Annotated in this window: 25 protein-coding genes; 16 read left to right on the top strand and 9 right to left on the bottom strand. The window is 70.3% G+C overall.

Annotation, left to right across the window (positions count from 1 at the left end; all coding sequences use genetic code 11):
• Positions 1-7: 7 nt before the first annotated feature.
• The 3 genes from pstC (at position 8) to pstB (ending at position 2,913) form a co-directional block, all read left to right on the top strand.
• Positions 8-1,009 (top strand): phosphate ABC transporter permease subunit PstC, encoded by a 1,002-nt coding sequence (gene pstC / locus IE153_RS18930; protein WP_189590863.1) that lies wholly within the window; start codon positions 8-10, stop codon positions 1,007-1,009.
• Positions 1,006-2,067: a phosphate ABC transporter permease PstA gene (pstA, locus tag IE153_RS18925; protein WP_189590862.1), complete on the top strand. Its 1,062-nt coding sequence runs from the start codon at positions 1,006-1,008 to the stop codon at positions 2,065-2,067. The genes pstC and pstA overlap by 4 nt, the downstream gene beginning before the upstream one ends.
• Positions 2,068-2,136: 69 nt before the next feature.
• Positions 2,137-2,913, top strand: coding sequence for a phosphate ABC transporter ATP-binding protein PstB (gene pstB / locus IE153_RS18920; RefSeq protein ID WP_031105672.1), 777 nt, complete (start codon positions 2,137-2,139; stop codon positions 2,911-2,913).
• Positions 2,914-3,161: 248 nt separating this feature from the next.
• Here pstB and IE153_RS18915 read toward each other — a convergent pair whose 3' ends face one another.
• Both IE153_RS18915 and IE153_RS18910 read right to left on the bottom strand, forming a co-directional pair.
• Positions 3,162-4,160 (bottom strand): inorganic phosphate transporter, encoded by a 999-nt coding sequence (locus IE153_RS18915; protein WP_189590861.1) that lies wholly within the window; start codon positions 4,158-4,160, stop codon positions 3,162-3,164.
• A 7-nt stretch (positions 4,161-4,167) separates the two neighbouring features.
• On the bottom strand, positions 4,168-4,788 hold the full coding sequence (locus IE153_RS18910; protein ID WP_031105674.1) for a DUF47 domain-containing protein: 621 nt from the start codon (positions 4,786-4,788) through the stop codon (positions 4,168-4,170).
• 204 nt (positions 4,789-4,992) lie between these two features.
• Between IE153_RS18910 and IE153_RS18905 the strand changes: the two genes are divergently transcribed.
• Positions 4,993-5,370, top strand: a complete 378-nt coding sequence (locus IE153_RS18905) for a metal-sensitive transcriptional regulator (RefSeq protein WP_229829052.1) — start codon at positions 4,993-4,995, stop codon at positions 5,368-5,370.
• A gap of 13 nt (positions 5,371-5,383) precedes the next feature.
• Here IE153_RS18905 and IE153_RS18900 read toward each other — a convergent pair whose 3' ends face one another.
• Together IE153_RS18900 and IE153_RS18895 are read right to left on the bottom strand one after the other, a co-directional pair.
• Complete coding sequence (locus IE153_RS18900; RefSeq protein WP_167345922.1) at positions 5,384-5,551, bottom strand: hypothetical protein; 168 nt, start codon at positions 5,549-5,551, stop codon at positions 5,384-5,386.
• 91 nt (positions 5,552-5,642) lie between these two features.
• Positions 5,643-6,494, bottom strand: a complete 852-nt coding sequence (locus IE153_RS18895) for an SCO4651 family lipoprotein (RefSeq protein ID WP_189590860.1) — start codon at positions 6,492-6,494, stop codon at positions 5,643-5,645.
• A gap of 138 nt (positions 6,495-6,632) precedes the next feature.
• Between IE153_RS18895 and IE153_RS41660 the strand changes: the two genes are divergently transcribed.
• Entirely contained in the window at positions 6,633-6,803 is a 171-nt protein-coding gene (locus IE153_RS41660; RefSeq protein ID WP_229829051.1) for a hypothetical protein, read from the top strand.
• Between the two features lie 111 nt (positions 6,804-6,914).
• Positions 6,915-8,465, top strand: coding sequence for an FAD-binding oxidoreductase (locus IE153_RS18890; RefSeq protein WP_189590859.1), 1,551 nt, complete (start codon positions 6,915-6,917; stop codon positions 8,463-8,465).
• Positions 8,466-8,572: 107 nt separating this feature from the next.
• Here IE153_RS18890 and IE153_RS18885 read toward each other — a convergent pair whose 3' ends face one another.
• The 4 genes from IE153_RS18885 to IE153_RS18870 form a co-directional block, all read right to left on the bottom strand.
• Positions 8,573-9,271: a phosphatase PAP2 family protein gene (locus tag IE153_RS18885; RefSeq protein WP_189590858.1), complete on the bottom strand. Its 699-nt coding sequence runs from the start codon at positions 9,269-9,271 to the stop codon at positions 8,573-8,575.
• 246 nt (positions 9,272-9,517) lie between these two features.
• Positions 9,518-10,525, bottom strand: a complete 1,008-nt coding sequence (locus tag IE153_RS18880; protein ID WP_229829066.1) for an NlpC/P60 family protein — start codon at positions 10,523-10,525, stop codon at positions 9,518-9,520.
• Positions 10,526-10,689: 164 nt separating this feature from the next.
• The gene (locus IE153_RS18875) at positions 10,690-11,391 is read right to left on the bottom strand and encodes a trypsin-like serine peptidase (RefSeq protein ID WP_189590857.1); all 702 of its coding nucleotides are present in this window, start codon (positions 11,389-11,391) and stop codon (positions 10,690-10,692) included.
• A 186-nt stretch (positions 11,392-11,577) separates the two neighbouring features.
• A complete protein-coding gene (locus IE153_RS18870; RefSeq protein WP_189590856.1) occupies positions 11,578-12,510 on the bottom strand; it encodes an oxidoreductase in 933 nt (310 codons plus the stop codon).
• A 71-nt stretch (positions 12,511-12,581) separates the two neighbouring features.
• Between IE153_RS18870 and IE153_RS18865 the strand changes: the two genes are divergently transcribed.
• The 8 genes from IE153_RS18865 to IE153_RS18830 all read left to right on the top strand — a co-directional run bounded on the left by IE153_RS18865 (position 12,582) and on the right by IE153_RS18830 (position 22,491).
• On the top strand, positions 12,582-13,202 hold the full coding sequence (locus IE153_RS18865) for a TetR/AcrR family transcriptional regulator (RefSeq protein ID WP_189590855.1): 621 nt from the start codon (positions 12,582-12,584) through the stop codon (positions 13,200-13,202).
• Positions 13,203-13,429: 227 nt separating this feature from the next.
• Positions 13,430-14,719, top strand: coding sequence for a S53 family peptidase (locus IE153_RS18860; RefSeq protein ID WP_189590854.1), 1,290 nt, complete (start codon positions 13,430-13,432; stop codon positions 14,717-14,719).
• A 479-nt stretch (positions 14,720-15,198) separates the two neighbouring features.
• Positions 15,199-15,507, top strand: coding sequence for a DUF8827 family protein (locus tag IE153_RS18855; protein ID WP_003991275.1), 309 nt, complete (start codon positions 15,199-15,201; stop codon positions 15,505-15,507).
• Between the two features lie 209 nt (positions 15,508-15,716).
• The gene (locus IE153_RS18850) at positions 15,717-16,541 is read left to right on the top strand and encodes a DUF8175 domain-containg protein (RefSeq protein ID WP_189590853.1); all 825 of its coding nucleotides are present in this window, start codon (positions 15,717-15,719) and stop codon (positions 16,539-16,541) included.
• Positions 16,531-17,859 carry a hypothetical protein gene (locus IE153_RS18845; protein WP_189590852.1) on the top strand — a complete coding sequence of 443 codons (1,329 nt, stop codon included), beginning with the start codon at positions 16,531-16,533 and terminating at the stop codon, positions 17,857-17,859. The genes IE153_RS18850 and IE153_RS18845 overlap by 11 nt, the downstream gene beginning before the upstream one ends.
• Positions 17,856-19,412 carry an SCO6880 family protein gene (locus IE153_RS18840; protein WP_189590851.1) on the top strand — a complete coding sequence of 519 codons (1,557 nt, stop codon included), beginning with the start codon at positions 17,856-17,858 and terminating at the stop codon, positions 19,410-19,412. Before IE153_RS18845 ends, IE153_RS18840 begins: the two co-directional genes overlap by 4 nt.
• A 6-nt stretch (positions 19,413-19,418) precedes the next feature.
• Positions 19,419-20,828, top strand: coding sequence for an ATP-binding protein (locus IE153_RS18835; RefSeq protein ID WP_189590850.1), 1,410 nt, complete (start codon positions 19,419-19,421; stop codon positions 20,826-20,828).
• 16 nt (positions 20,829-20,844) lie between these two features.
• A complete protein-coding gene (locus tag IE153_RS18830; protein WP_189590849.1) occupies positions 20,845-22,491 on the top strand; it encodes a type IV secretory system conjugative DNA transfer family protein in 1,647 nt (548 codons plus the stop codon).
• Between the two features lie 25 nt (positions 22,492-22,516).
• Here IE153_RS18830 and IE153_RS18825 read toward each other — a convergent pair whose 3' ends face one another.
• The gene (locus IE153_RS18825) at positions 22,517-23,059 is read right to left on the bottom strand and encodes a GNAT family N-acetyltransferase (RefSeq protein WP_189590848.1); all 543 of its coding nucleotides are present in this window, start codon (positions 23,057-23,059) and stop codon (positions 22,517-22,519) included.
• Positions 23,060-23,249: 190 nt separating this feature from the next.
• On the opposite strand from IE153_RS18825, the gene IE153_RS18820 reads away from it, so the two are divergent.
• Positions 23,250-24,494, top strand: coding sequence for a sensor histidine kinase (locus IE153_RS18820; RefSeq protein WP_189590847.1), 1,245 nt, complete (start codon positions 23,250-23,252; stop codon positions 24,492-24,494).
• Positions 24,491-25,162, top strand: coding sequence for a response regulator (locus IE153_RS18815; RefSeq protein WP_189590846.1), 672 nt, complete (start codon positions 24,491-24,493; stop codon positions 25,160-25,162). The genes IE153_RS18820 and IE153_RS18815 overlap by 4 nt, the downstream gene beginning before the upstream one ends.
• The last annotated feature ends 84 nt before the right edge of the window (positions 25,163-25,246 follow it).

The following is a 25,246-nucleotide window of genomic DNA, read 5'->3' as shown; positions in this document are numbered from 1 at the left end:
GAACCTGATGGGCACACCCACACAGATAACAGACGCTCCTCCCCCCGCTCCGCAGCCGGCCGTCGACAAGCGCGCCGTGCGCGGGGCCACCCGGCCCGGAGACCGCATCTTCCTCGGTCTCTCCCGCGGCTCCGGCATCCTGCTGCTGGTGATCATGGCCGCGATCGCGGTCTTCCTCACCTACCGCGCCTCCCTCGCGATCAGCAAGGACCAGGGCAACTTCCTCACGACCTTCCAGTGGGACACCAACCTCGTCCCGCCGAACTTCGGCATCGCCGTCCTCGCCTTCGGCACGGTCGTCTCCTCGATCGTCGCCATGGTCATCGCGGTCCCGGTCGCCGTCGCCATCGCGCTGTTCCTCACGCACTACGCCCCGCGCCGGCTGCGCGGCCCCATCGCGTACGTGATCGACCTGCTCGCCGCCGTGCCGTCCATCGTCTACGGCCTCTGGGGCGCCCTCGTCCTCGTGCCGCACATGAACGGCCTCTTCGGCTGGCTGAACGACTACCTCGGCTGGACCGGCATCTTCTCCTGGGAGGGCGGCGCCCCCCGCTCGATGCTGACCGTCGGGATCCTGCTCGCGATCATGATCCTGCCGATCATCACCAACGTGAGCCGCGAGGTCTTCCGCCAGGTCCCGCAGATGCACGAGGAGGCGGCCCTGGCGCTCGGCGCCACCCGCTGGGAGGTGATCCGCATGGCGGTCATCCCCTTCGGCCGCTCCGGCGTCATCTCCGCGTCGATGCTCGGCCTCGGCCGCGCCCTCGGCGAGACCATGGCCGTCGCGACCGTGCTCTCCCCGACCTTCGACATCCAGGCCAGCCTGCTCGACCCGGGCGGCGGCACGTTCGCCCAGAACATCGCCAGCAAGTTCGGTGAGGCCACCGAGTTCGGCCGCGACGCGCTGATCGCCTCCGGTCTGGTCCTGTTCGTCATCACCCTGCTGGTCAACGGCGCGGCCCGCGCGATCATCGCCCGCCGCAAGGAGTACTCGGGGGCCAACGCATGAGCACCGCAACCCTGACCCCCAAGGGCCCCAGCACCCTGCGCGGCGCCCGCCTGCCCAAGTGGTCCCCGTATGCCATCGCCGCCGGTTCGATCGCCCTCGCGGTCGGCATCGGCCTGGCCGGCGGCCTGCACAGCCGCGTCCAGTGGGGCCTGATCGCCGCGATCCTCTACGTCGTCGGCACGTACGCCATCGCCGCGGCCGTGGAGGGCAAGCGGCAGGCGAAGGACCGCATCGCGACCTCCTTCGTCTGGGTCGCCTTCCTGCTCGCCGTCGTCCCGCTCGCCTCGCTGATCTGGTCGACCGTCGTGCGCGGCGTGAAGGTCCTCGACGTCTACTTCCTGACGCACTCCATGGGCGTCGTCGCCGACACCGAGCCCGGCGGCGGCATCTACCACGCCATCCTCGGCACCCTGGAGCAGGTCGGACTCGCCACGGTGATCGCCGCGCCGATCGGCGTGCTCACCGCGATCTACCTCGTCGAGTACGGCCGGGGCAACCTCTCCAAGGCCATCACGTTCTTCGTCGACGTCATGACCGGCATCCCGTCGATCGTCGCGGGTCTGTTCATCCTCAGCCTCATGCTGATGTTCGACATGCAGCCCTTCGGCTTCGCCGGCTCGCTGGCCCTGGCCATCCTGATGATGCCGGTCGTCGTCCGCTCCACGGAGGAGATGCTCAAGCTCGTCCCGAACGAGCTGCGCGAGGCCTCCCTGGCGCTCGGCGTCCCCAAGTGGCGCACCATCCTGAAGGTGGTCCTGCCGACCTCCATCGGCGGCATCACCACGGGCATCATGCTCTCGATCGCCCGCATCACCGGCGAGACCGCCCCGGTCCTGCTGCTGGTGTGGGGCAACGCGTTCATCAACGCCAACCCCTTCGAGGGGGCGCAGGCCTCGCTGCCGCTGTACATCTACCAGCAGTACGCGAACAGCGCGGGCTCCGGTGCGGCGTACGACCGCGCCTGGGCGGCGTCGCTCACCCTGATCGCCTTCGTGATGCTCCTGAACCTGGTGGCCCGCGGGATCGCCCGCTGGAAGGCCCCGAAGACCGGTCGCTGACGCGACAACCTGCGGTTACCGCCGCGCGGGGCCACAGCGACCCCCCAGACTTTTGGAAGTGAAGTAGTCATGGCCAAGCGAATCGACGTAAGCGGACTGACCGCCTACTACGGCTCCCACAAGGCGATCGAGGACATCTCGATGACCGTCGAGCCGCGCTCGGTGACAGCGTTCATCGGCCCCTCCGGCTGCGGCAAGTCGACGTTCCTGCGCACGCTGAACCGCATGCACGAGGTGACCTCGGGCGGCCGCGTCGAGGGCAAGGTGCTCCTCGACGACGAGGACCTCTACGGCACGGGCATCGACCCGGTGTCGGTCCGCCGTGAGGTCGGCATGGTGTTCCAGCGTCCGAACCCGTTCCCGACGATGTCGATCTTCGACAACGTGGCGGCGGGGCTGCGGCTGAACGGCAACTACAAGAAGAGCGAGCTGGCGGACATCGTCGAGCGCTCCCTCAAGGGCGCGAACCTCTGGAACGAGGTCAAGGACCGCCTGAACAAGCCCGGCTCGGGCCTGTCCGGTGGCCAGCAGCAGCGTCTGTGCATCGCGCGGGCGATCGCGGTCGAGCCGAACGTCCTGCTCATGGACGAGCCCTGCTCGGCGCTCGACCCGATCTCCACGCTCGCGATCGAGGACCTGATCGGCGAGCTCAAGGAGCGCTTCACGATCGTCATCGTGACGCACAACATGCAGCAGGCGGCCCGCGTCTCCGACCGCACGGCGTTCTTCAACCTGGCTGCGGTCGGCCAGCCCGGCAAGCTCATCGAGATCGACGACACGGAGCGCATCTTCTCCAACCCGTCGGTCCAGGCCACGGAGGACTACATCTCCGGCCGCTTCGGCTGATCCAGCCCGCCGAGTCTCCTCGCGGTGCTGCATGGCGGTGCCACCGCGAGGCCGAAAAGGGCCCGCCCCTCTCCCAGGGGCGGGCCTTTTCGCGTACTACTCCGCCCAGCTGCGGGCATGCGTGCCGCTAGGGGCGATGGGGGTCCCCCCTGCTCGAGCGGAGCCGAGAGCTTGGGGGAGGGTGGGCGCAGCGGCACCCCGCTCCGCCGGGCTGCGGACCCACCCGGCCTCAGCAGAGACTCGCTGAGCTACAGAAACGCCAGATTCACGATCCCGAAGGACGCCGCAGCCACGATCGCCGCGGCCGGCATCGTGATGAACCACCCCAGGATGATGTTCTTGGCGACACCCCACCGCACCGCGTTCACCCGCTTCGTCGCGCCGACGCCCATGATCGCGGAGGTGATCACATGCGTCGTGGAGATCGGCGCCTTGAACAGGAACGCCGAGGTGAACATGATCGACGCGCCCGTCGCCTCCGCCGCGAAGCCCTGCGGCGGATCCAGCTCGATGATCTTCCGCCCCAGCGTCCGCATGATCCGCCATCCACCGGCGTACGTGCCCAGCGACAGCATCACCGCGCAGGCGATCTTGACCCACACCGGGATCGGATCGCCGTAGTCCTCGACATCGGCGATGACCAGCGCCATCACCACGATGCCCATGGTCTTCTGCGCGTCCTGCAGACCGTGCCCCAGCGCCATGCCGGCCGCCGAGACGGTCTGCGCTATGCGGAAGCCCCTCTTGGCCTTGTGCGGGTTGGCCTTCCGGAAGATCCACATGATCGCGGTCATCACCAGATAGCCGGCCACCAGACCGACCACCGGGGAGATGAACATGGGGATGACGACCTTCTCCAGCACCCCGCTCCAGTAGACGGTCGTCCCGCCGGCCAGAGCCGCGCCGACCATCCCGCCGAACAGCGCGTGCGAAGAGGAGGACGGCAGCCCGAAGTACCAGGTGATGAGGTTCCAGACGATGGCACCCACCAGCGCGGCGAAGAGGATCCCCATCCCCTTCGACCCGGTCGGTGTCTGGATCAGGCCCTCGCTGACGGTCTTGGCGACCCCGGAGCCCATGAACGCACCGGCGAGGTTCATCACCGCGGCCATGGCCAGGGCGGCCCGCGGCGTCAGCGCCCGCGTCGAGACGGACGTGGCGATCGCGTTCGCGGAATCGTGAAAGCCGTTGGTGTACGTGAAGAAGAGCGCGACCCCGATGGTCACGACCAGAGCAAGGGTGTCCATGAAGGGCTCAGGACTCCTTGACGGCGATGGTCTCCACCGTGTTCGCCACGTGCTCGAAGGCGTCCGCCGCTTCCTCCAGCACATCCACGATCTGCTTGAGCTTCAGCACGTCCATGGCGTCGTACTTGCCGTTGAAGAGGTGCGCCAGCAGCTTGCGGTGGATCTGGTCGGCCTGGTTCTCCAGCCGGTTGACCTCGATCCAGTACTCGGTGAGGTTCTCCATGGTGCGCAGGTGCGGCATCGCTTCGGCCGTCAGCTCGGCAGCACGCGCCAGGACCTCGATCTGCTGCTCGACGCCCTTGGGCAGTTCCTCGACGTTGTAGAGGACGACCAGGTCGACGGCCTCCTCCATGAAGTCCATGATGTCGTCGAGGGACGACGCGAGGGAGTAGATGTCCTCGCGGTCGAACGGCGTGATGAAGGAGGAGTTCAGCTGGTGGAAGATCGCGTGCGTGGCGTCGTCACCTGCGTGTTCCGCTGCCCGCATACGCTCTGCGATCTCGGCCCGGGCGGGTGAGTCCGCCCCGAGCAGTTCCATCAGGAGCTTCGAGCCCGTGACGATGTTGTCCGCGGAGGCGGCGAACATGTCGTAGAAGCTCGTCTCCCTGGGGGTCAGACGAAAGCGCACGTGGGGTCCTCGGGGTGCTTCGGTTTCGGTCAGGCTGATGCTAGGCGCAACATCCGGCCACGGCTATCGGGCCGCCCACCAGTGTCACCCATCGGGCACGGTGATGAGCACGGGGGCGGTTCCCAGGGCCGTATACCCGGCAAAGTTCGGTACCATATACCCACCAGGGGTATATGTCGGCCCACTGCTCACCAGGAGGAAGCGATGACGGACGTGACCGACGCAACAGATGTCGCACATGTCACCACCGGCACCGCCGACACCACCGGTGCGGACGGGGCGGCCGATCACGACCACGGCGTGCACGGGTACCACAAGCAGAAGGACGAACACCTCAAGCGGCTGCGCCGTATCGAGGGCCAGATCCGCGGCCTGCAGCGCATGGTCGACGAGGACGTCTACTGCATCGACATACTCACGCAGGTCTCCGCCTCCACCAAGGCCCTGCAGTCCTTCGCCCTCCAGCTGCTCGAGGAGCACCTGCGGCACTGCGTGGCGGACGCTGCCCTCAAGGGGGGCGACGAGATCGACGCGAAGGTGAAGGAGGCGACCCAGGCGATCGCCCGCATGCTGCGGACGTGAGCCGGGTCCCGCGTCAGCGTCTGGAGGAGTCCCGCTCCTCGGCCACTTTCAGCACCTCGTCGATGCTCTCCAGGCTGAGCCGTTCCTGGGCGGCCGAGGCCGCGATGATCAGCTCTCCGCACAGCTCGATCTCGGCGAGGGCCACGTGGTCCTGAACTGCCGTACCGCCGACCGGAGCCACGTGCATCACCTCATCTCTGCCGTTACCGACTTCCTAGAGTAGGGAGCGGCCTACACACCGCGCATGGCACGGACGGGCTAGTTCACGCCGGTCATTCCTCGGCGATCTTGCCCGCGTAGATGTCCTCGGTCCGGGGCAACCGTACGCGCACCGAGGCCCCGAAATCGTAGAGCAGCGTGGTCGAGGCGACGGCGACAGGGCTCTTCTGCTGCCCGTTCAGGAAGCTGAAGCGGTGCCTGACCTTGCGGATGCGTCCCTCGTCGTCGAGGTAGGCGTCGAACGGCACCTCGGCGGTGGCGAACCCCCCGGCCGCCGCCTCCAGGGGACCCTTGTTCCCCTCGGTGGCCCGCCGGGCCGCGTCACCCAGGTGCGCCGTCCCCCGGTAGTGCCGCACCCCGGTTCCCGCGACCTCCGTCCTGCCCACGTACGTCGCCGTCCGCGTCCCGAGCAGCACCTCGGCCGCCGTGAACGGATCGGTGGCCCCGCCGGTGACGAGGTTCCCGTCGGACAGGGTCCGCGTGTCCACCCGCACCCACTTGTCGGCCGGTACACCGGCGCCCCGGTTCTTCATGAACAGCGCACCCGGCGCGAGGAGTTCGGTGATCGGCCGGCGCTCGGCGACCCCCGCGGGATCCTGCGGCAGCAGCACCTTCAGCCGCCCCATCCGCTTGCGGTAGTCGTACACCCCGGCGCCCCGGATGGTCACCCGGGTCCCGCCGGCGGCCATCTCCATCGACGTACGGGCCTTCGAACTCCCCGCGCCGATCAGCCGGTCGGCCGCCTTCCGCAACGTGACGACCGAGTCCCCGCCTCGGGAGTCGCCGGCGACCGCGTCACCCCCGGAGCACCCCGCGGCACCCAGCCCCGCCCCCGCCAGGAGCCCGGCCGCGACGACCGCCGCGCCCGCCCGCCTGTGCCGCCGTTCCCGCTGCCGCCCAGTCATCGCCTGCCTACCCCCAGCCGGTACGTCCGTCACGGGCCCCCTCGTTGTTCCGGTTAACGACGGGTTTGTGCCCCCGTCACGCGAGCTCGTGCCGACCGGCACGCGAACCCTTTACCTGCGCTGGGTAACGTTGTCGGTGTGGCGCAGCAGGACGGGCTGGAAACTCCCCCCAACCTCCCGGAACACCGCACGACGACCATGGAGAAGGGCCATTTCTGCATGGCCCACTGCATCTGCGGCTGGCGCGGTCCGGCCCGAAGAGCGAGAAGCCAGGCGCGCACGGACGCGGAGAAGCACGCGACGGCTTGAGACCCGTGACGGACGCCGATCGGTCGCCGCCGGTCCGGTGGAACCCCCACACCGGTGGAACCCCCACCCCCCGTCGCTCCGTCTCCCAGGGCGGAACCACCGGGAGGCCCCATGGAACGGCGCACGATCCTCACAGCCGGCACGGCGGCGGTCGCCGCGGCCGCGACCCCCTTCACCACCGCCTGCACACAGTCGGGCACCCGCTCCGGGGCCGCGGCCACCAACGCCGCGCACACCACCACGTCGAGATCCACCGCCGCCGGCTGGTCCGCCCTGGCCCGTGACCTCGACGGCCCCCTGATACGCCCGGGCGACGCCAACTGGCCCGCGGCCCGGCAGCTCTACAACACCCGCTTCGACAACCTGAAGCCCGCCGCGGTCGCGTACGTGTCCCACCCGGACGACATCCGCACCACCCTGGCCTACGCCCGCGCCCACGCCCTGCGCGTGGCGATCCGCAACGGCGGCCACTCCTACGCCGGCTGGTCCTCGGGCGACGGCCGTCTGATCGTCGACGTCTCGAAGCTCAACCGCGTCCGGGCCTCCGGCACCACCGCGGTGGTCGGCGCCGGCGCCAAACTCATCGACGTCTACCGCGCCCTCGCCGCGAAGGGCGTCACGATCCCCGCCGGTTCCTGTCCGACGGTCGGCGTCTCGGGCCTCACCCTCGGCGGCGGCCACGGCGTGGTCTCCCGGGCCTACGGCCTGACCTGCGACAGCCTCACCCGGGCCACGCTGATCACCGCGGACGGCAAGCAGCTCACGGCCGACGCCCGCGAGAACAAGGACCTCTTCTGGGCCCTGCGCGGCGCGGGCAACGGCAACTTCGGCGTGGTCACGGAGCTGCACTTCAAGACCCACCCGGCCCCGCAGGGCGTCTCGGCGTACCTGTCCTGGCCCTGGTCGAAGGCGGCCGCGGTGGTGAAGGCCTGGCAGGAATGGGGCCCGTCACAGCCCGACGAGATCTGGTCGTCCCTGCACCTGGCGAGCGCGGCGGGCGGTACTCCGACGGTCTCGGTCGCGGCGTTCTCCCTCGGCACCTACGGCGAACTCAAGAACGCCGTCGACCGCCTGGCCGACCGCGTCGGCGCCCCGGCCCGCAGCGTCTCCCTGAAGCGCCGCTCGTACGAGGAGTCGATGGAGGTGTACGCGGGCTGCTCGTCGTTCCCGACGGACGCGCAGTGCCATCTGCCCGGCGCGACCCCGGGCCGCTCCCCGAAGGGTGCGCTGGGCCGTGAGACGTACGCGGCGGCGTCGGACTTCTTCGACCGGTCCCTCTCCACGGCCGGCATCCGCACGCTGCTGTCCCAGATGGCTTCGGTGCGCGGCGGCTCGGGCAGCATCGCGCTGACCGCCCTCGGCGGAGCGGTCAACCGCGTCTCCCCCACGGCCACGGCGTTCGTCCATCGCCGCTCGCGGATGCTGGCCCAGTACATCGGGGCGTGGCGGGCCGGCACGAGCGGTGCGACGTCCCGCGACTGGCTGGCCTCGGCCCACAAGGCCATGCGCCCGTACGCCTCGGGGGCGGCCTACCAGAACTACACGGACCCGACGCTGACCGACTGGCGCAAGGCGTACTACGGAGACGCGGCGACCCGCCTGGCCAAGCTGAAGAAGCAGTACGACCCCAACCGCTTCTTCACGTATCCCCAGGCGCTGTAGGGGGGTTGTCCCCGGGGGCGCGGCGCGGGCGCTGTAGGCGCGGGGTTGTCCCCGGGGGGGCCGAGCGCTGTAGGCGGCTTGCGCCGTCGCGCCCGCCGGCCGTCGCGCTAGGCGGCGAGGTCCCGCTCCGAGGTCCGCTCGCTGCGGGTCTCGGGGATCACCGCGTCGTCCCGTTCCGCCCGCCCTCTGCCGCGCACGAGCCATCCCACCCGCGGCGAGCGCTCAACGGCCTTCACCACGGGCGTCAGCAGGGCCATGGCGAGCGGCGACAGCAGCAGCGCCACGGCCGTCCCCAGCGCGAACCCGCCCACGACGTCGGTCGGGTAGTGCACGCCCATGTAGACGCGGATGAACCCGCCGAACAACGCCAGCACGAGCGCGACGAGCCCGAACTTGCGGTGTGCGACGAACAGGCCGACGGCCATCGCCATGACGATCGTCGCGTGGTCGCTGACGAACGAGTAGTCGGTCTTGCCCTGGACGAGCACCTCGAGCCCCTGGTGGTCCAGGAACGGCCGGGGCCGCTCCACGAAACCCCGTATGGGCACGTTCACCAGCACGGCGATCCCGGCGGCCAACGGCGCCCAGACCAAAGCCGCGACGGTGGACGCCGCGTCCTCGTCGCCCCGGCGCCGCACGGACCACCAGCACCACACCACGAGCAGGACGATGGCGAGCAGCAGCCCGTACTCACCGACGTACTCCATGACGCGGTCGAACCAACCCGGCGCGTCCTTGGCCAGGCCATTGATGTCGTACAGCAGGTCGACGTCGGGGTTCGACCCGGAATCGGCGAGTCCAGCCATGGTGCTGCGGCCCCTTCGTCGTCTCTCCCGGCGCACCTGTGCGTGCGCCGCTCCTGCCACCCCCGTGGTTGTAGATCCGCTTCCGCCGCACGCGTGCATGACACGTGCCGAATGAACGTCTGCTCGGCTACGTCAACAGGAACGCATGGTCCCCGTCGATACGTTCCACACTCCACCGAATGATCACGCAGACGTTATCGAAGAGAGACACGTCTTCGCAGCTCAGGGGGTGGGTTCACACACGGTTCACACCGTCGTGGGCAGTGCTTTCGCGCCATCTTCGGTGACGCGGGTGGCTCCGAAGTAGTCGGGGGTGTCGATCGGGTCGAATCGGATGACGGCACCGGTCCGGGGCGCGTCGATCATGTACCCGCCTCCGACATAAATGCCGACATGCCGGATGGCACGGGAATTGGTCAGGTCGTCCGAGAAGAACACCAGGTCGCCGGGGAGCAGTTCGTCCCGCGAGGGGTGCGGACCGGCGTTGTACTGGTCGTTGGCGACACGCGGGAGCTTGATGCCCACGGTCTCGTAGGCGGCCTGGGTCAGTCCCGAGCAGTCGAAGCGTCCGCCCTGCTCAGCGGTGCCGGTGCCGCCCCAGAGGTAGGGCGTGCCCAGCTTCTTCTGCGCGTACTCGATGGCGGCGGCGGCCTGCCCGGAGGGATCGACCCGCCCGACCGGCGCCGCGAAGCTCTCCGAGAGCGTCGTGATCCGCTTCACGTAGTTGCGGGTCTCGCTGTACGGCGGCACGCCCCCGTACTTGATCACCGCGTACGCCCCCGCGTTGTAGGCGGCCAGCATGTTTTCGGTCGCATTCCCGCCAACCTTCTTCACGTACGACGCGAGTTCGCAGTCGTACGAGGCGGCCGAGGGAATCGCGTCCTTCGGGTCCCACACGTCACGGTCGCCGTCGCCGTCGCCGTCGATGCCGTGACTGGCCCAGGTGCCGGGGATGAACTGCGCTATCCCCTGCGCGGCGGCGTGGCTCTGCGCCCTGGGGTTGAAGCCGCTCTCCTGGTAGAGCTGAGCGGCGAGCAGGGCCGGGCTGATGGCGGGGCAGAGGTTGCCCCACTTCGCCACGAGGGACGCGTACGCGGCGGGCACCGACCCCTTGGCCAGCGATTTCGCCCCACCGCCCACGCCGTTGACCAGGTTCCCCGCGACGAGGTAGACCCCGACGACGAGCAGCATCACGAAGGCCAGGGCGGAGCTGATGGCGACACCCGCCACGATCCATGCCTTACGCACCGTCAACCGCCCCTCACCGCCCAGGAGTCCGTTGGTCAGTGTAGAGGCGGCCGGCACGCCCGGGAATGATCAAAGGGAGGAGAGTCGGGGGCGGACGGAGGAACGGGGCACGGCACGTGCGGCACGGCGAGGGCACGACGGCTCCGGCCGGCGCACGGGGTCGCGGCGCGTCACGGGTACCCCGCCGCCCGCCGGTACAGCCGCCGGGCCTCCGCGCCGAGGACCACGCTGTAGGAGACCCCGGGGGTCGTCCCGCCCTGATCGTGCCCGCCGAGGACCCCGACGACCTCCCCGTCCCCGTTCACCCAGGGGCTGCCGCTCGTACCCCCGCTGAAGCCGGGGCACGCGACGCGCTGCTGGGTGCGGCCGAGCGCGGACGGCGTGTCGGTGCAGCTGACGGGCGTCTCGCGGGCGTCGGGGTACCCGGTGACGGTCACTCCGGTGGCCCCCGTGGCCGTACCGGTCACGAACCGGTTCCCGCCGACGACGTCCTGGACCTCCCTGCCGCCGCGCGGCGCGAGCACGGCGAATCCCACGTCACTGTCCTCGTGCCGCCCCTCGACCCACCCGCGGGGCAGGAACCGCCGCCGCACCTTCCACTCCCCGTGGAGCGCACGCCCGTCCCGGTAACCCGGCACGAACACCAGCCCTCCGTCGCCGCCCAGACAGTGCGCCGCGGTGACGATCAGATCCCGGTGCGGCGCGTCCACCACGGACGCCGTGCAGAAGTGCCCTCCCCTCGCGGCCCGCAGGAGCACCCCGACCCGGGCGTCGCGCACGGTGACGGTCACACCGAAGGGCCCGGCCCCGTCGTCGGCGGTCGCGGTGATGAGGCCGACGAGGACCACGGCCACGGACAGGACACGCTTCACCGGAACGACTGTGCCGGACGAAGGTGAGAGGAACGTCAGACAGCGGTCTGTTCATCGGACGCCGCCTTCCCGTCCAGCACCCGCCTGTCCCTCAGGCACCCGCCTCTGCGTCAGGCACCCGCCTCTGCGTCAGGCGCCCGTCTCTGCGTCAGGCACCCGCTTCCTCGTCAGCCGCCGACCTCCTCGTCAGACGCCTGCCTCTTCGTCCCGCGACAGCGGGAAGTGCGCCCCCGTCAGCTCCTCCGAGACCCGCCACAGCCGCCGGGCGGTCAGCGGGTCCCCGGCCGCGCGGGAGCGGCCCACCAGGGTCGGCTTGCCGCGCATCTCACCCAGGCCGTCGGGACCCACGTAGCTCGCCCCGGGGAGGTCCTCGGTGGCGGCGTAGAGCGTGGGGAGGGCGCCCGCGCGGTCGTCCTGTGCGAAGAACCTGTTGCCGAAACGGATGAAGGCGCGCACCGCCGGATTGGCCACGTGGGCCTGCAGGTTGGTCGCCGCGATGCCGGGGTGGGCGGCCAGGGCGCGGACCGGGGACCCCGACTCGGTGAGCCGGCGCTGGAGTTCCAGGGTGAACAGGAGGTTGGCGAGCTTGGACTGGGCGTAGGCGCGCTGCGGGGTGTAGTTCGCCGCCATGTCCAGGTCGTCGAAGCCGATCCTCGCGCCGCCCCAGCGGTGGGCGCCCGAGGAGACCGTGACGACGCGGCCGGTGATGTGCGGCAGCAGCAGGTTCGTCAGGGCGAAGTGCCCGAGATGGTTCGTGCCGAACTGCATCTCGAAGCCGTCCTTGGTGCGCTGCCTGGGGAGCATCATGACGCCGGCGTTGTTGACGAGAAGGTGCAGCGGCTCCTGCCAGGCGTCGGCGAACGCCCGCACGGAGGCCAGGTCCGCCAGGTCCAGCGGGCGCACCTCGGTGCTGCCCGGCACGGTCGCCGCCGCGGCCCGCCCGCGCTCGGTGTCCCGCACGGCGAGGACGACGTGCGCCCCCGCCCGGGCCAGCGCGTGGGTCGCGGTGAGACCGATGCCGCTGTTGGCGCCGGTGACGACGACGGTCCGCCCGTCGAGGCCCGGGAGGCGGTCCGCACTCCACGTCTCGCTGCTCTGTGTCTTCGTCTTCTCAGCCATGCCCCGAATGTAGGCGGTGCCAACAATGCTGTCAATGACAACAATGATGTCATCGCCAACATCGGGATACGATGGTCCGCATGCCAGCAAGCCGCCCCACCCAGGAGAGCCGCCCCTACCACCACGGGGATCTGCGCTCCACCCTGCTCGCCGGTGCGGAGCGCACCCTGCGGGAGAAGGGGACCGGCGCGCTCTCGCTGCGCGAACTGGCCCGGGAGGCGGGGGTGAGCCACGCCGCGCCCGGCCGCCACTTCAAGGACAAGCAGGCCCTGCTCAACGCCCTGGCACTGGTCGGCTACGACCGTCTGGGCCAGGCCCTGGAGGGCGCCGACGACCCCACCCTCCCGCTGGAGAAGCGGCTCACCGCGCTGGCCCGGGCCTATCTCGCCTTCTCGATCGACAACGCCGAGCTGCTGGAGCTCATGTACGCCCGCAAGCACGAGCCCGACGCCTCCGAGCAGCTGGCCGCGGCCGTCGACAGGACGGTCGGCTCCCTGGAGCGGGTCATCGCCGACGCCCAGGAGCGCGGCGAGATCATCGCGGGCGACCCGCAGTACCTCACCCTGGTGACCGGAGCCACCCTCCAGGGCATCGCCTCCTTCGCGGCGGGCGGCATGCTCGCCCCCGAGGCGGCCCTCGACGGCACCGAGGAGTTCGTCCACCTCCTCCTGCACGGCCTCAAGCCCCGCTGATTCCGGGCCCCTCGGTCAAGCCGCCACCATCGCCCGGCCATCGAGCCGTCAGCGATCGGTAAGCCCCACGCCCCCTTCGGTAAGGCGGAAGTCAGGATTCCGATCACCGTCTTGTTGTCACGTACTCAACAAGCGATCGTCGTCGCGGGTCGCCGCCCCCGCCGGGAAACGCACCGGCGGTTCCCCCACCCGCAGGCCTCTGCCCACCACTGCCAGGAGGCTGTACCTTGCGCACGACACCCCCCAACCCCCTCACCATCCGCCGCAGATGGCGCCGCATCGCGTCCGCCGTCACCGCCACCACCGCACTCCTCCTCACCGGCCTCACCACCGCCGCCCAGGCCCAGGCCGCGGACACGAGCAGCTCCAAGGTCACCTGGACCCGCTCCTGCGCCCTGCCCCGCCACCCGGGCGAGATGGCCTGCAACGCCCTGCGCGTCACAGGCGGCCGCACCGCCTTCCAGCAGCAGCACGGCATCACGGCCAGGGCCGCCGAGGCCTCCTCCCCCTCCGGCTACGGCCCGACCGACCTCCGCAACGCCTACGGCCTCACCTCCGCCGCCGCGAACAACGGCTCCGGCCGGACCATCGCCATCGTCGACGCCTACGACGACCCGAACGCCGAGTCCGACCTCGCCGCCTACCGCTCGCACTACGGCCTGCCCGCCTGCACCACCGCGAACGGCTGCTTCAAGAAGGTCAGCCAGACCGGCTCCACCACCGCCCTGCCCACCGCCGACAGCGGCTGGGCCGGCGAGATATCCCTCGACCTCGACATGGCGAGCGCCATCTGCCCGAACTGCCACATCACCCTCGTCGAGGCGAAGTCGGCCTCCATGGCCAACCTCGGCACCGCCGTCAACGAGGCCGTCTCCCTGGGCGCCAAGTACGTCTCCAACAGCTACGGCGGCGGCGAGTCCTCCTCCGACGCGACGTACGACTCCACCTACTTCAACCACCCGGGCGTCGCCATCACCGTCAGCGCGGGCGACGCGGGCTACGGCGCCGAGTACCCGGCGGCGTCCAAGTACGTGACGGCCGTCGGCGGCACCAGCCTCTCCACCTCCTCCACCACCCGCGGCTGGACCGAGAGCGTCTGGCGGACCAGCAGCACCGAAGGCACCGGCTCCGGTTGCTCCGCCTACGACGCCAAGCCCGCCTGGCAGACCGACACCGGCTGCGCCAAGCGCATGATCGCCGACGTCTCGGCCGTCGCCGACCCGGCGACCGGCGTCTCCGTCTACGACACCTACGGCGCCGACGGCCAGGGCTGGGCCACCTACGGCGGCACCAGCGCCTCCGCCCCGATCATCGCGAGCGTCTACGCCCTCGCCGGCACCCCGTCCACCGGCTCCTACCCCGCCACGTTCCCCTACGCGAACACCTCCGCCCTGAACGACGTCACCAGCGGCAGCAACGGCAGCTGCGCCACCAGCTACTTCTGCACCGCCCGGACGGGCTACGACGGCCCGACCGGTCTGGGCACTCCGGAGGGACTCGGCGCCTTCACCGGCTGACGCCTCCCACCCGGTGACAGACCGTCACCAGGGAACGCCGTCCGGGGCTGTGGGGGCCCGGAGACGGCCGGGGAACACAGGGGCCGCGGCAACCCAGCCGCGGCCCCTACGCCGTGCCGGGTAGCCTTCACCCGGAGAACACCGGCGCGACCACTCACCCGACCAGCCGTCAGAAACAGCCCCCAAAGGTGAGAAAGGTCGCAAGAGGGCACAACGACGGAACCGCATCCCAGGTTCCGCTCAGGCCTCATTGCCCGGCGTTACCCGCCGTGATACACAGAGTGACCATACGATCCTTCGTACACCGCTCGTCGCCACCCCTAGGGGCCGGAGCGGAACGGTGGCAAGGTATTCGTACGAAACCCGCCAATCAATGACGCCAAGTCGACATACGACAGCATCATTGTCGGCGAGAATGAGGCCTGACCTCTGCACGACCGCAGAGGGCGCGGAACTACCCAACAGGGGCGGTGACTTACATGCTCTTTGCGGCCGACAAGGGAGACATCAACACCATCATCGGTGGGATCGCTCCGGACTGGGGCCCCTTCGGCAGCCTGGGCAACGAGGCGAAGGTGATGATCGAGGTCGTGATGGCGGTGGCCATCCTGCTCTGCCTCGGCATCGCCATCTGGGGCGCCGCCAAGCAGCGCATCGGCGCCACCGCACTGCGCGACACCTTCAGCGCGGAGCAGGGCAAGGGCCTCATCATCGCGGGCCTGACGGGAGTCTTCATCATCGGCTCACTCGGGACGCTGTTCACCATCGTGTACGGCATGGCCGTGTAGCCCGGGCACCATCCGCCCGGCCGGGCACGCCCGGCTCCCCCTCCATCCCACCCGCCCGTCGTGCCCACCGGCTGAGGTTGCGTTTCCCTGATGTCGAGTCACCACACCGCGCCCGCGCGGGAACCAGCACGGCTACCGTCGTACGAGGAGTATGAGAAGTACGACCGGTACGAAGTGTTTCCGCACGACGTCGAGGGGGCGTACGCGGCATGAGTCTCGGTGACGACCACGAGTCCTCCGGTGGCTACGGCGGCACGGGCCAGACCCGCACCCGCCTGCCCGACTCCGGCGACGCCTTCGGCGACCCCCGCCGCCGCTCCTCGTCCCGCAGCCTGGTCACCGTGGTCGGCGTGGTGGTCCTCCTGATCGCAGCGATCGCCTTCGCGAACCGGGGGGACGGCGACGCCGAGAGCAGTGGCTCGGGCAGCGACAAGGCCGAGAGCTCGGCGACGGCGCCCACCGGGGAACAACCGGTGAAGTCGAAGACCGGCGACATCGCCACCGGCTACGCCCACACCGAGCAGGGTGCTCAGTCCGCAGCCACCAATTACGGCATCGCCCTCGGGTCGGCCGACATGTACAACCTCGAAAAGCGGCACGCGATCGTCAACACCGTGTACGCACCCGACGTGGCCACCTCCCAGCTCCCCGAGTTCGATCAGGTGTACTCGAAGGAGAGCTTCCTCGAGAAGCTCGGCCTCACCAAGGACGGTTCCGCGCCCAGCGGCCAGACCTTCGTCTCGCGCGTCGTCCCGGTCGGCACCAAAGTCACCTCGTACAACGACACCACCGCCTCGGTCGCACTCTGGTACACCTCCCTCTTCGGCCTGTCGGGAGAGGGCTCCAGGAACCCCGTGACCGAGAGTTGGTACACCACGACCTACCAGCTGAAGTGGGTCGATGGTGACTGGAAGGTCACCGGCTTCACCCAGAAGGACGGCCCGGTCCCGGTCGGGCGCGACCAAAGAGCCTCCACCGCGGAGGACATGAGCAAGGCCGTCGAGGAGTACGGAGGGTTCACCTATGCCCGTTAGGCATCACGTACTCAAACTCGGCGCCGCGGTCGCGGCGGTGCAGACAGCCACGATCCTGCTGGCCACTCGGGCCTTCGCCGCCCCCACTCCGTCTCCGTCACCCAGCAACAACGCCTGCGACCTCCTCAGGGGCGAGGCCCGCGAGATCTGCGAAGGCGACACCGGCAGCGCCGGAGGCGGTGGCGGAACCTCCCGCCTCGACCCCACCTCCACCCTCGACCCCCTCTCCTCCCTCGCCAAGGGCTGCGCCGACGCCGCCTCCTGGACCGTCGACAAGCTCAGCGAGGCCGTGAAGGAGACCGCCAACGTCGACTTCACGAACCCCAAGTTCCTCCAGCAGTACGCGGTCGTCTTCGCCGCCTCGACGATCCTCACGCTCCTGCTGTGGCTCCTGGCCGTCGCCAAGCGAGCCGTCCGCGGCGTGCCCCTGACCACCGCCCTGTCCGAAGCCATCGGCTTCCTCTGGCTGACCGTCCTGGCCTCCGCCTTCACCCCCCTGATCCTCTACACCGTCGTCTCCGCCACCGACGGCGTCACCGAGGTCCTCGCCAAAGCCACCGGCGACCAGACCGACGCGTTCTTCGGCACCTTCTCCGAGGCCCTCAAGAAGGGCGAGGACATCGGCGGCGGCCCGATCATGCTGATCGTGGTCTCCCTGGTCAGCATCCTCGCCGCCGGCGTCCTCTGGCTGGAGCTCGTCATCAGGGCCGCGCTCCTCTACGTCGGCGCCCTCCTCGGCACCGTCGTCTACGCCGGCCTCGTCGACAAGAACCTGTGGGGCCACGTCCGCCGCTGGGCCGGCATCATGATCGCGGTCATCCTCATCAAACCGGTGATCGTCATCGTCCTCGGCCTCGCCGGCGCACTCTCCGCGGACGACGGCCCGAACGCCTTCTCCGCCGTCGTCTCCGGCCTCGCCATCATCCTGCTCGCCATCTTCGCCAGCGCGATGATCTACCGCTTCGTCCCCGGCTTCGGCGACGAGATCGCCGGCTCCCGCAACAACCGCCTCATGCAGGGCGCCGAGAGCAAGGCCGCGGCCGTCATCAGCTCCCCGGCGTCCCTCGTCGCGCAGGGCATCAAGACCCACAGCACCCGCGCCGACAACAACGGCGGAGGCAGCCAGTCCTCCGCCCCCCGCCCCAGCAACCCCGCCTCCGGCGGAGTCGCCGCGCACAGCGCGCGCCCCTCGAACGGCGGCGGCGGATCTGTCCCCTCCGCCGCACCCGCCCCCCGTTCGAGCAGCCCCGTCAACACTCCCCACGCCAGCAACACCCGCAACAGCAGTACCAACCGCACGGGAGGTGAAGGGCGTTGACGACCGAGTCCCACGTGTCCCATCCGGTCACGCCCCGCCGGACATATCTGATCGGCCGCGCCCGGCCGAACGCGATCATCGGCCGCAACCGCGAGACCGGCGAGATCGCCCTGATCGTCGTGGGCGCGTTCCTCGGCATGATGTGCGGACTCCTCGTCCCGGTGCTGAGCCTGCGCATCGTGCTGCTCGCCGGCTTCCCGATGCTCGCGCTGTCCGCGGTCTACGTGCCGTACAAGCACCGCACGTTCTACAAGTGGTTCGAGATCAACCGCAGCTACAAGCGGACCCTGAAACAGGGCACCGCCTACCGCTCCGCCGTCATCGAGGCCGGCACCCGGCTCGACGGCCGCGAGGTCGAGATCGGCCCGCCCCCCGGCATCGGCCGCATCACCTGGCTGGCCGCCCCCTTCGGCCCCGACGAGATCGCCGTGCTCCTGCACGCCGACCGCAAGACCGTCACCGCCGCCATCGAGATCGAGGGCCCCGGCGTCGGCCTGCGCGACAGCGAGGACCAGGAAGCCCTCGTCGACCGCTTCGGCACCCTGCTCAAGCACGTCGCCAACGGCGACGGCTTCGTCACCCGCATCCAGATGCTGGCCCGCACCCTCCCGGCCGACCCGGACGCCCACGCCAAGGACGTCGCCGTCCGCGGCGACGAAAAGGCCCTGCCCTGGCTCCAGGAGTCCTACGACCAGCTCCAGTCGATGGTGTCCACCAGCAGCGAGCAGCACCGCGCCTACCTCGTCGCCTGCATGCACTACACGCGCGACCTCGCCGCCGAGGCGGGCGCCATGGCCCGCGCCGCCCGCGCCCACGGCGGCAAGGTCGACCGGGACGCCGGACTCGCCGTCGTCATGGCCCGCGAGCTCACCGACATCTGCTCGCGCCTCCAGGAAGCCGACATCCGCGTACGGCAGCCGCTCGGTCAGGGACGGCTGGCCTCGCTGATCCACTCCATGTACGACCCGGACCATCCGATCGACCACATCCAGGCGATGACCAAGCGCAACGCCTGGCCGGCCGAACTGGACGCCATGGAGCCCACCTACCTCCAGGCCAAGACCCGCGAGTCCTCCACCCGCGCCCCCTGGTGCCACGCCACGGCCTGGGTGAAGGAATGGCCGATGACCCCCGTCGGCGTCAACTTCCTCGCCCCGCTGCTCGTCCACACCCCGGACGTCATCCGCACGGTCGCCGTCACCATGGACCTCGAACCCACCGAGGTCGCCATCGAGCGCATGCTCACCGAGAAGACCAACGACGAGGCCGAGGCGTCCCGCGCCGCCAAGATGAACCGCACCGTCGACCCCCGCGACATCGCCGCGCACTCCCGCCTCGACCAGCGCGGCGAGGACCTCGCCAGCGGCGCCGCCGGCGTCAACCTCGTCGGCTACATCACCGTCTCCTCCCGCAACCCCGACGCCCTCGCCCGCGACAAGCGGACGATAAGGGCCTCCGCGGGCAAGTCGTACCTCAAGCTGGAATGGTGCGACCGCGAGCACCACCGCGCCTTCGTGAACACCCTTCCCTTCGCCACCGGCATTCGGAGGTAGGACCTGATGCGGGACCCGCTGTCCGTCCTCACCGACGCCTTCACCTCCTTCCTCTTCGGCAAGGTCGAGACGACCAGGCTCCCGGTGCGCACGTCCACGGGCCAGGCCCAGGCGGTCTACCTCCCGACCGCCGCCCCCGGCCTCGGCGACTCCGGCGTCATCATCGGCCGCGAGGTGTACTCCGGAAAGGGCTACATCTACGACCCCTTCCAGCTCTACGGCCAGCAACTCCCCGCCCCCCACTGGCTGGTCCTCGGCGAGTCCGGCAACGGCAAGTCGGCGCTGGAGAAGACGTACGTCCTGCGCCAGCTCCGCTTCCGCGACCGCCAGGTCGTCGTCCTGGACGCCCAGGGCGAGGACGGCGTCGGCGAGTGGAACCTCATCGCGCAGGAGCTGGGCATAACTCCCATCCGCCTGGACCCGACAGCGGCCCTGGACATGGGAATCCGCCTCAACCCGCTCGACCCCGCGATCACCACCACGGGCCAGCTCGCGCTGCTCCGGACGATCATCGAGGTGGCGATGGGGCACGGCCTCGACGAACGCTCCGGCTTCGCCCTCAAGGTCGCCCACGCCTACGTCAACGAGACCATCGTCGACCGCCAGCCGGTCCTGACCGACATCGTCGAGCAGCTGCGCCACCCCGAACCCGAGTCCGCCGAGGCGATGAACGTCGCCATAGACGACGTACGGGCCTGGGGCCTCGACGTTGCCCTGGTCCTGGACCGCCTGGTCGACGGTGACCTGCGCGGCATGTTCGACGGCCCCACCACGGTCGGCATCGACCTGGACGCCCCGCTCATCGTCTTCGACCTGTCCCACATCGACCGCAACTCCATCGCCATGCCCATCCTCATGGCGATCGTCGGCGTGTGGCTGGAGCACACCTGGATCCGCCCCGACCGGAAGAAGCGCATCTTCCTGGTCGAAGAGGCCTGGCACATCATCAACAGCCCCTTCGTCGCCCAGCTGTTCCAGCGCCTGCTGAAGTTCGGCCGACGCCTGGGCCTGTCCTTCGTAGCGGTCGTCCACCACCTCTCCGACGTCGTCGACGGCGCGGCGGCGAAGGAGGCCGCGGCGATCCTGAAGATGGCGTCGACCAGGACGATCTACGCCCAGAAGGCGGACGAGGCGAGGGCGACGGGCCGCGTCCTGGGCCTCCCCCGCTGGGCGGTGGAGATCATCCCGACGCTCACCCCCGGCATCGCCGTCTGGGACGTCAACGGCAACGTCCAGGTCGTCAAACACCTGGTCACGGAGACCGAACGCCCCCTGGTCTTCACCGACCGCGCGATGACCCAGTCCTCCGCCGACCTCGCGGACGACGCCCTGCGCGCCGCCGAACTCGAGGCGGAGGAACGCGCCGCGGCCTTCGTGGAGCACCACCTGGGCGACTCCGAATCGACGGTGGCGTAGGCACAGGGGAGGACGCGTGAGACCGGACGACCGTCACGACCGGCGGGCCGGCCAGGGAGGCATCCCCGACGGCCTGCTGGTCGGCGTACTGGCGTTCCTCCTCGGCATGACCGTGCTGGCGTGGACGGCCACGGGCCTGGCCGCCCTGTTCGCTCACGGCTCCTGGCCCTCCGGCGTCACCTTCGCCCGGACGCCGCTCGCCATGCGCGGCCTCATCGCCCAGCCCCACGACATCCCCGGCGCCTGGCCCGACACACCGCCCGGCGAACTCTCCGGCTACGGCCTGTTCTGGGGCCTGTTCATCGGCCAGCTGATGATCCTGGTCGTCCTGACGGTGTTCGTCATGGGCACCCTGGCCCGGTGGCGGGCCGTCCGCGCCAGGAACCGGGAGCGAAGGGCGACGGCGGCGGAGGAACCGACGGTGTCCGGCACACCGGCCCGGGGAGCCACCACGTACGAGGCACAGGCACCCGTGCAGCACGAGGTCCCGGCCCCGGGGCAGCACCACGGATCCCCCTCGACGCAACACGAGGTCACGCCCTCGGCGCAGAGCCACGGCTCCACCGCGACGCAGCACGAGGTCCCGACCCCGCGCCGCTCGCCCACCGACCCCGCGAGCCCTCTGGCCTCCACGACGAGCCCCCTGGACTCCACCGCGAGCCCGGCCGGCTCCCCCCCGCCGGCGATCATCCCCGCGACTCCGGCACCTCTGTGCGGGCAGGAACGGGTGAGCAGGTGGGAAAAGATCCTCGTAGCCCCAAAGGAAACCCGCCACACCACCGCCGCCCAGGCCGTACGCGACGCGGAAGGCCCGGCCCTCATCGTCACGTCGAACCCCCTCCTCTGGCAGGACACCAAGGACGCCAGAGCCAAGCTGGGCCCCACCCACCTCTACGACCCCACCCACCTCTGCGACACCCCGTCCCGCCTCCACTGGTCCCCCACCACCGGCTGCGAGGACAAGGACACGGCATCCCGGCGGGCCACGGCCCTCCTCACCCCCGTACGCCCCACCGCCAAACTCGACCAGGCCCTCACCGACACGGCCACCACACTCCTGCGCAGCTACCTGCACGCCGCGGCGATCGACGGCCGCACCATCCGCCACGTCCACCGCTGGTCCCAGGGCACCCAGATCCAGGACGCCGTACGCATCCTCCGCACCAACCCCAAGGCCGCCCCCGGCTCCGCGGGTGAACTCGAGGGCGCCCTCACGGCCCATCCCGAACGCCGCGACATGGCCCAGCAGTTGACCACCCGCGCCCTCGCGGCCCTCTCCACGGTCAATATCCGCGAGGCCTGCACTCCCAACCGAACTGATGCCCTCGCCTTGGATTCCTTCGTCCACGAAGGGGGCACGCTTTATGTGGTGGGGGAATCCATCGAGGACCCCAGGACGAACCCGGGCGCCATGCCCCTCCTGACGGCCCTCGTCTCAAGCGTGGTCGAGCGCGGCCGGCACATGGCCGAACGGTCATCGGCCGGTCGCCTCGACCCACCAATGACGCTCGTCCTGGACGACGTCGCGGCCGTGGCCCCGCTTCCCCAACTCCCGGAGCTGCTGGCCACCGGAGCGGACCGGGGCATGCCGACCCTGGCCCTGCTCCGGTCCCGCGAACAGGGCCGCGCCCGCTGGCCGCACGACGAACTGCCGGTCCAGTAGCCCGGGGGGCCGGTGTGCCGGCCCGTCACTCCCGCTCGAGGACGAACTCCAACTCCCGCTCCCCCGCGTCCCCCAACGGCACGATCACGCCACTCGGCAGGAATCCCGCCCGCCGGTAGAACCGCTGCGCCCGCCCGTTCTCCTCGTGCACGATGAGCCGCACCCGCTCCAGACCCTGCGCCCACGACCACTCCAAGGCAGCGTCGAACAGCACCTCGGTCAGCCCGCTCCCGCGCTCCTCGGGCCGTACGAACACACCGACCACATGCCCCTGCTTCCGCTCCACCGGAAACCCGGCCCAGTCGGTCGTCCCGGGCTCCTCCACGAGCACGGTCAGCGTCCCCACCCACCGCCCGTCCGGCCCCTCGGCGATGATCTGCTGCGCCTTGTCCGCCCCTTCGGCGGCCCCCGCGGTCCGCTCCTGCCAGAAGGCATCCGGTCTGGCGGCGGCCTCCTCGTACGTCTCCAGGAAGGCCAGGTGCGCCACCGGATCCCGCAGCGCCGCGAGCCGCAGCTCCTTCGCCGCGACCCACTCGCCGGCACGGACGGACCGGATCACATAGCTCATACGGCCACGGTAGTACCCGGGTACGACACCCCTCACCCCGATTACCCCGCCGGTCCGACGCCCGCCGCCCCCGCACACGCGAGCATCGAGGCATGCCGACGGCACACGACCCGACCCAGCGCCACGACGACGTGGACTCCGCCGCCCGCCACCGCCAAGACGCGTGCCGCCCGGCACCGGATCCCACACGATGGACCCCGTGACGGACAACCGGGCGCCGGAGCCCCTCACCGAATACGCCCAGCGCCTCACCCACCGGGTGCGCGCCTTCGACCGACGCCGCCCCCTCCTGTGGGACCTGCCCTTCACCGGCTTCTGGGTGACAGCCGCCCTGATCGACTACACCGGCGGCGGCTGGCGCAACAACGCCCACCAGCTCGACGTCCCCGGCTGGCTGCTCCTCACCCTGAGCCTCGGCCTCTCGGTCCCACTCCTCTGGCGCCGCACCCACCCCGGAACGGCCCTGGCCGCCATGGCTCCCTTCGCCCTCGCCAACTCCTGGACCGGCGCCGCCCTCCAGGCAGCCCTGCTCCAGCTGGTCCTCGTCTACCACCTCGCCCTGCGCCGCCCCCTGCGCGACCTGTGGTGGACGACGGCCCTGGTGATCGGCCCGGTCCTCCTCTCGGCTTTCCGCCAGGGAGAGGGCACCTGGGACCAGCAGATCGGCTCACACCTCATGTCCATCACCGTGGCCGTCCTCATCGGCGTCACGGTCCGCACCCGCCGCACCTACACCGAGGCCCTGGAGGACCGCGCCCGCCGCCTGGAGACCGAACGCGACCAGCAGGCCCAGCTCGCGACGGCGGCCGAACGCGCCCGCATCGCCCGCGAGATGCACGACATCATCGGCCACAACCTCTCCGTCATCACGGGCCTGGCCGACGGCGGCCGCTACGCCGCCGCCAAGTCCCCCGAACGCGCCGCCCAGGCCCTCGACGCCATCGCCACCACCAGCCGCCAGGCCCTCACCGAACTCCGCCGCCTCCTCGACGTCCTGCGCGAGGAAGAGAAGCAACAAGCCGACCTCACCCCCCAGCCCGGCCTCGCCGACCTCGACCCGCTCCTCGACGGCGTACGCTCCGCAGGCCTCCCCGTCAGCACCACCACCCATGGCAGCCCGAGCCTCCCCCCGGGCCGCCAGCTCACCGTCTACCGCGTCATCCAGGAAGCCCTCACCAACACCCTGAAGCACGGCGGCCCCGACGCCACCGCCCGGATAGAGCTCTCCTACGAGGAGAAGGCCGCGGTCACCGTCACGATCACGGACACCGGCACCGGAAGCGCCACCGACGGGACCTCCCGGGGTGGCCGCGGGCTACCCGGAATGCGCGAGCGAACCGCCCTGTACGGCGGCACACTTGAGGCCGGCCCTCGCCCCCACCCGGAGCAGGGCTGGCGCGTCCGCCTAAGTCTCCCGGAGGAATCCCCGCAGTGACCACGGTCCTGATAGCCGACGACCAGCCCCTCCAGCGCTTCGGATCCCGCATGTTGCTGGAGAGCCAGGACGACATGACGGTCGTCGGCGAGGCGGCGAACGGCAGCGAAGCAGTCCGCATGGCCGCTGAGCTCCATCCCGATGTCGTCGTCATGGACATCCGCATGCCCGGCCTCGACGGCATCGAGGCGACCCGCCGCATCACCGCCGCCGGCGACCGCACCCGCATCCTGATCGTCACCACCTTCGACCTGGACGAGTACGCCTACGCCGGCCTCCGCGCGGGCGCCTCGGGATTCCTGGTCAAGGACGCCCAGCCCGAGGAACTCCTGGCCGGCATCCGCGCGGTCGCCACAGGCGACGCGGTCGTCGCCCCCAGCCTGACCCGCCGCCTCCTGGACGCCTACGTCCACCACCTCCCGGCCGACCCCACCGCGCAGGACGGGACGTCAGAGGACGCCCGCCTCACGTCCCTCACCGACCGGGAACGCGAGATCCTCACGGTCATCGGCCAGGGCTGGACGAACACGGAGATCGCCACACGTCTCCACCTGGCCGAGTCGACGGTGAAGACGCACGTGGGCCGCATTCTGGCGAAGACGGGCTCTCGGGACCGCATTCAGGCGGTCATTCTGGCGTACGACACGAAACTGGTGCAGCCGTCCTGAATGAATTGGGGCCCAATGGGGTCCAAACGCAGAAAACCCCCGCATCCGAAGATGCGGGGGTTTTCCCAAAAATTGTTCGGCGGC

The sequence above is a fragment of the Streptomyces massasporeus genome, assembly GCF_014648995.1.
GTDB lineage: Bacteria > Actinomycetota > Actinomycetes > Streptomycetales > Streptomycetaceae > Streptomyces > Streptomyces massasporeus.
This window is presented reverse-complemented; position numbering and strand designations above follow the sequence as displayed.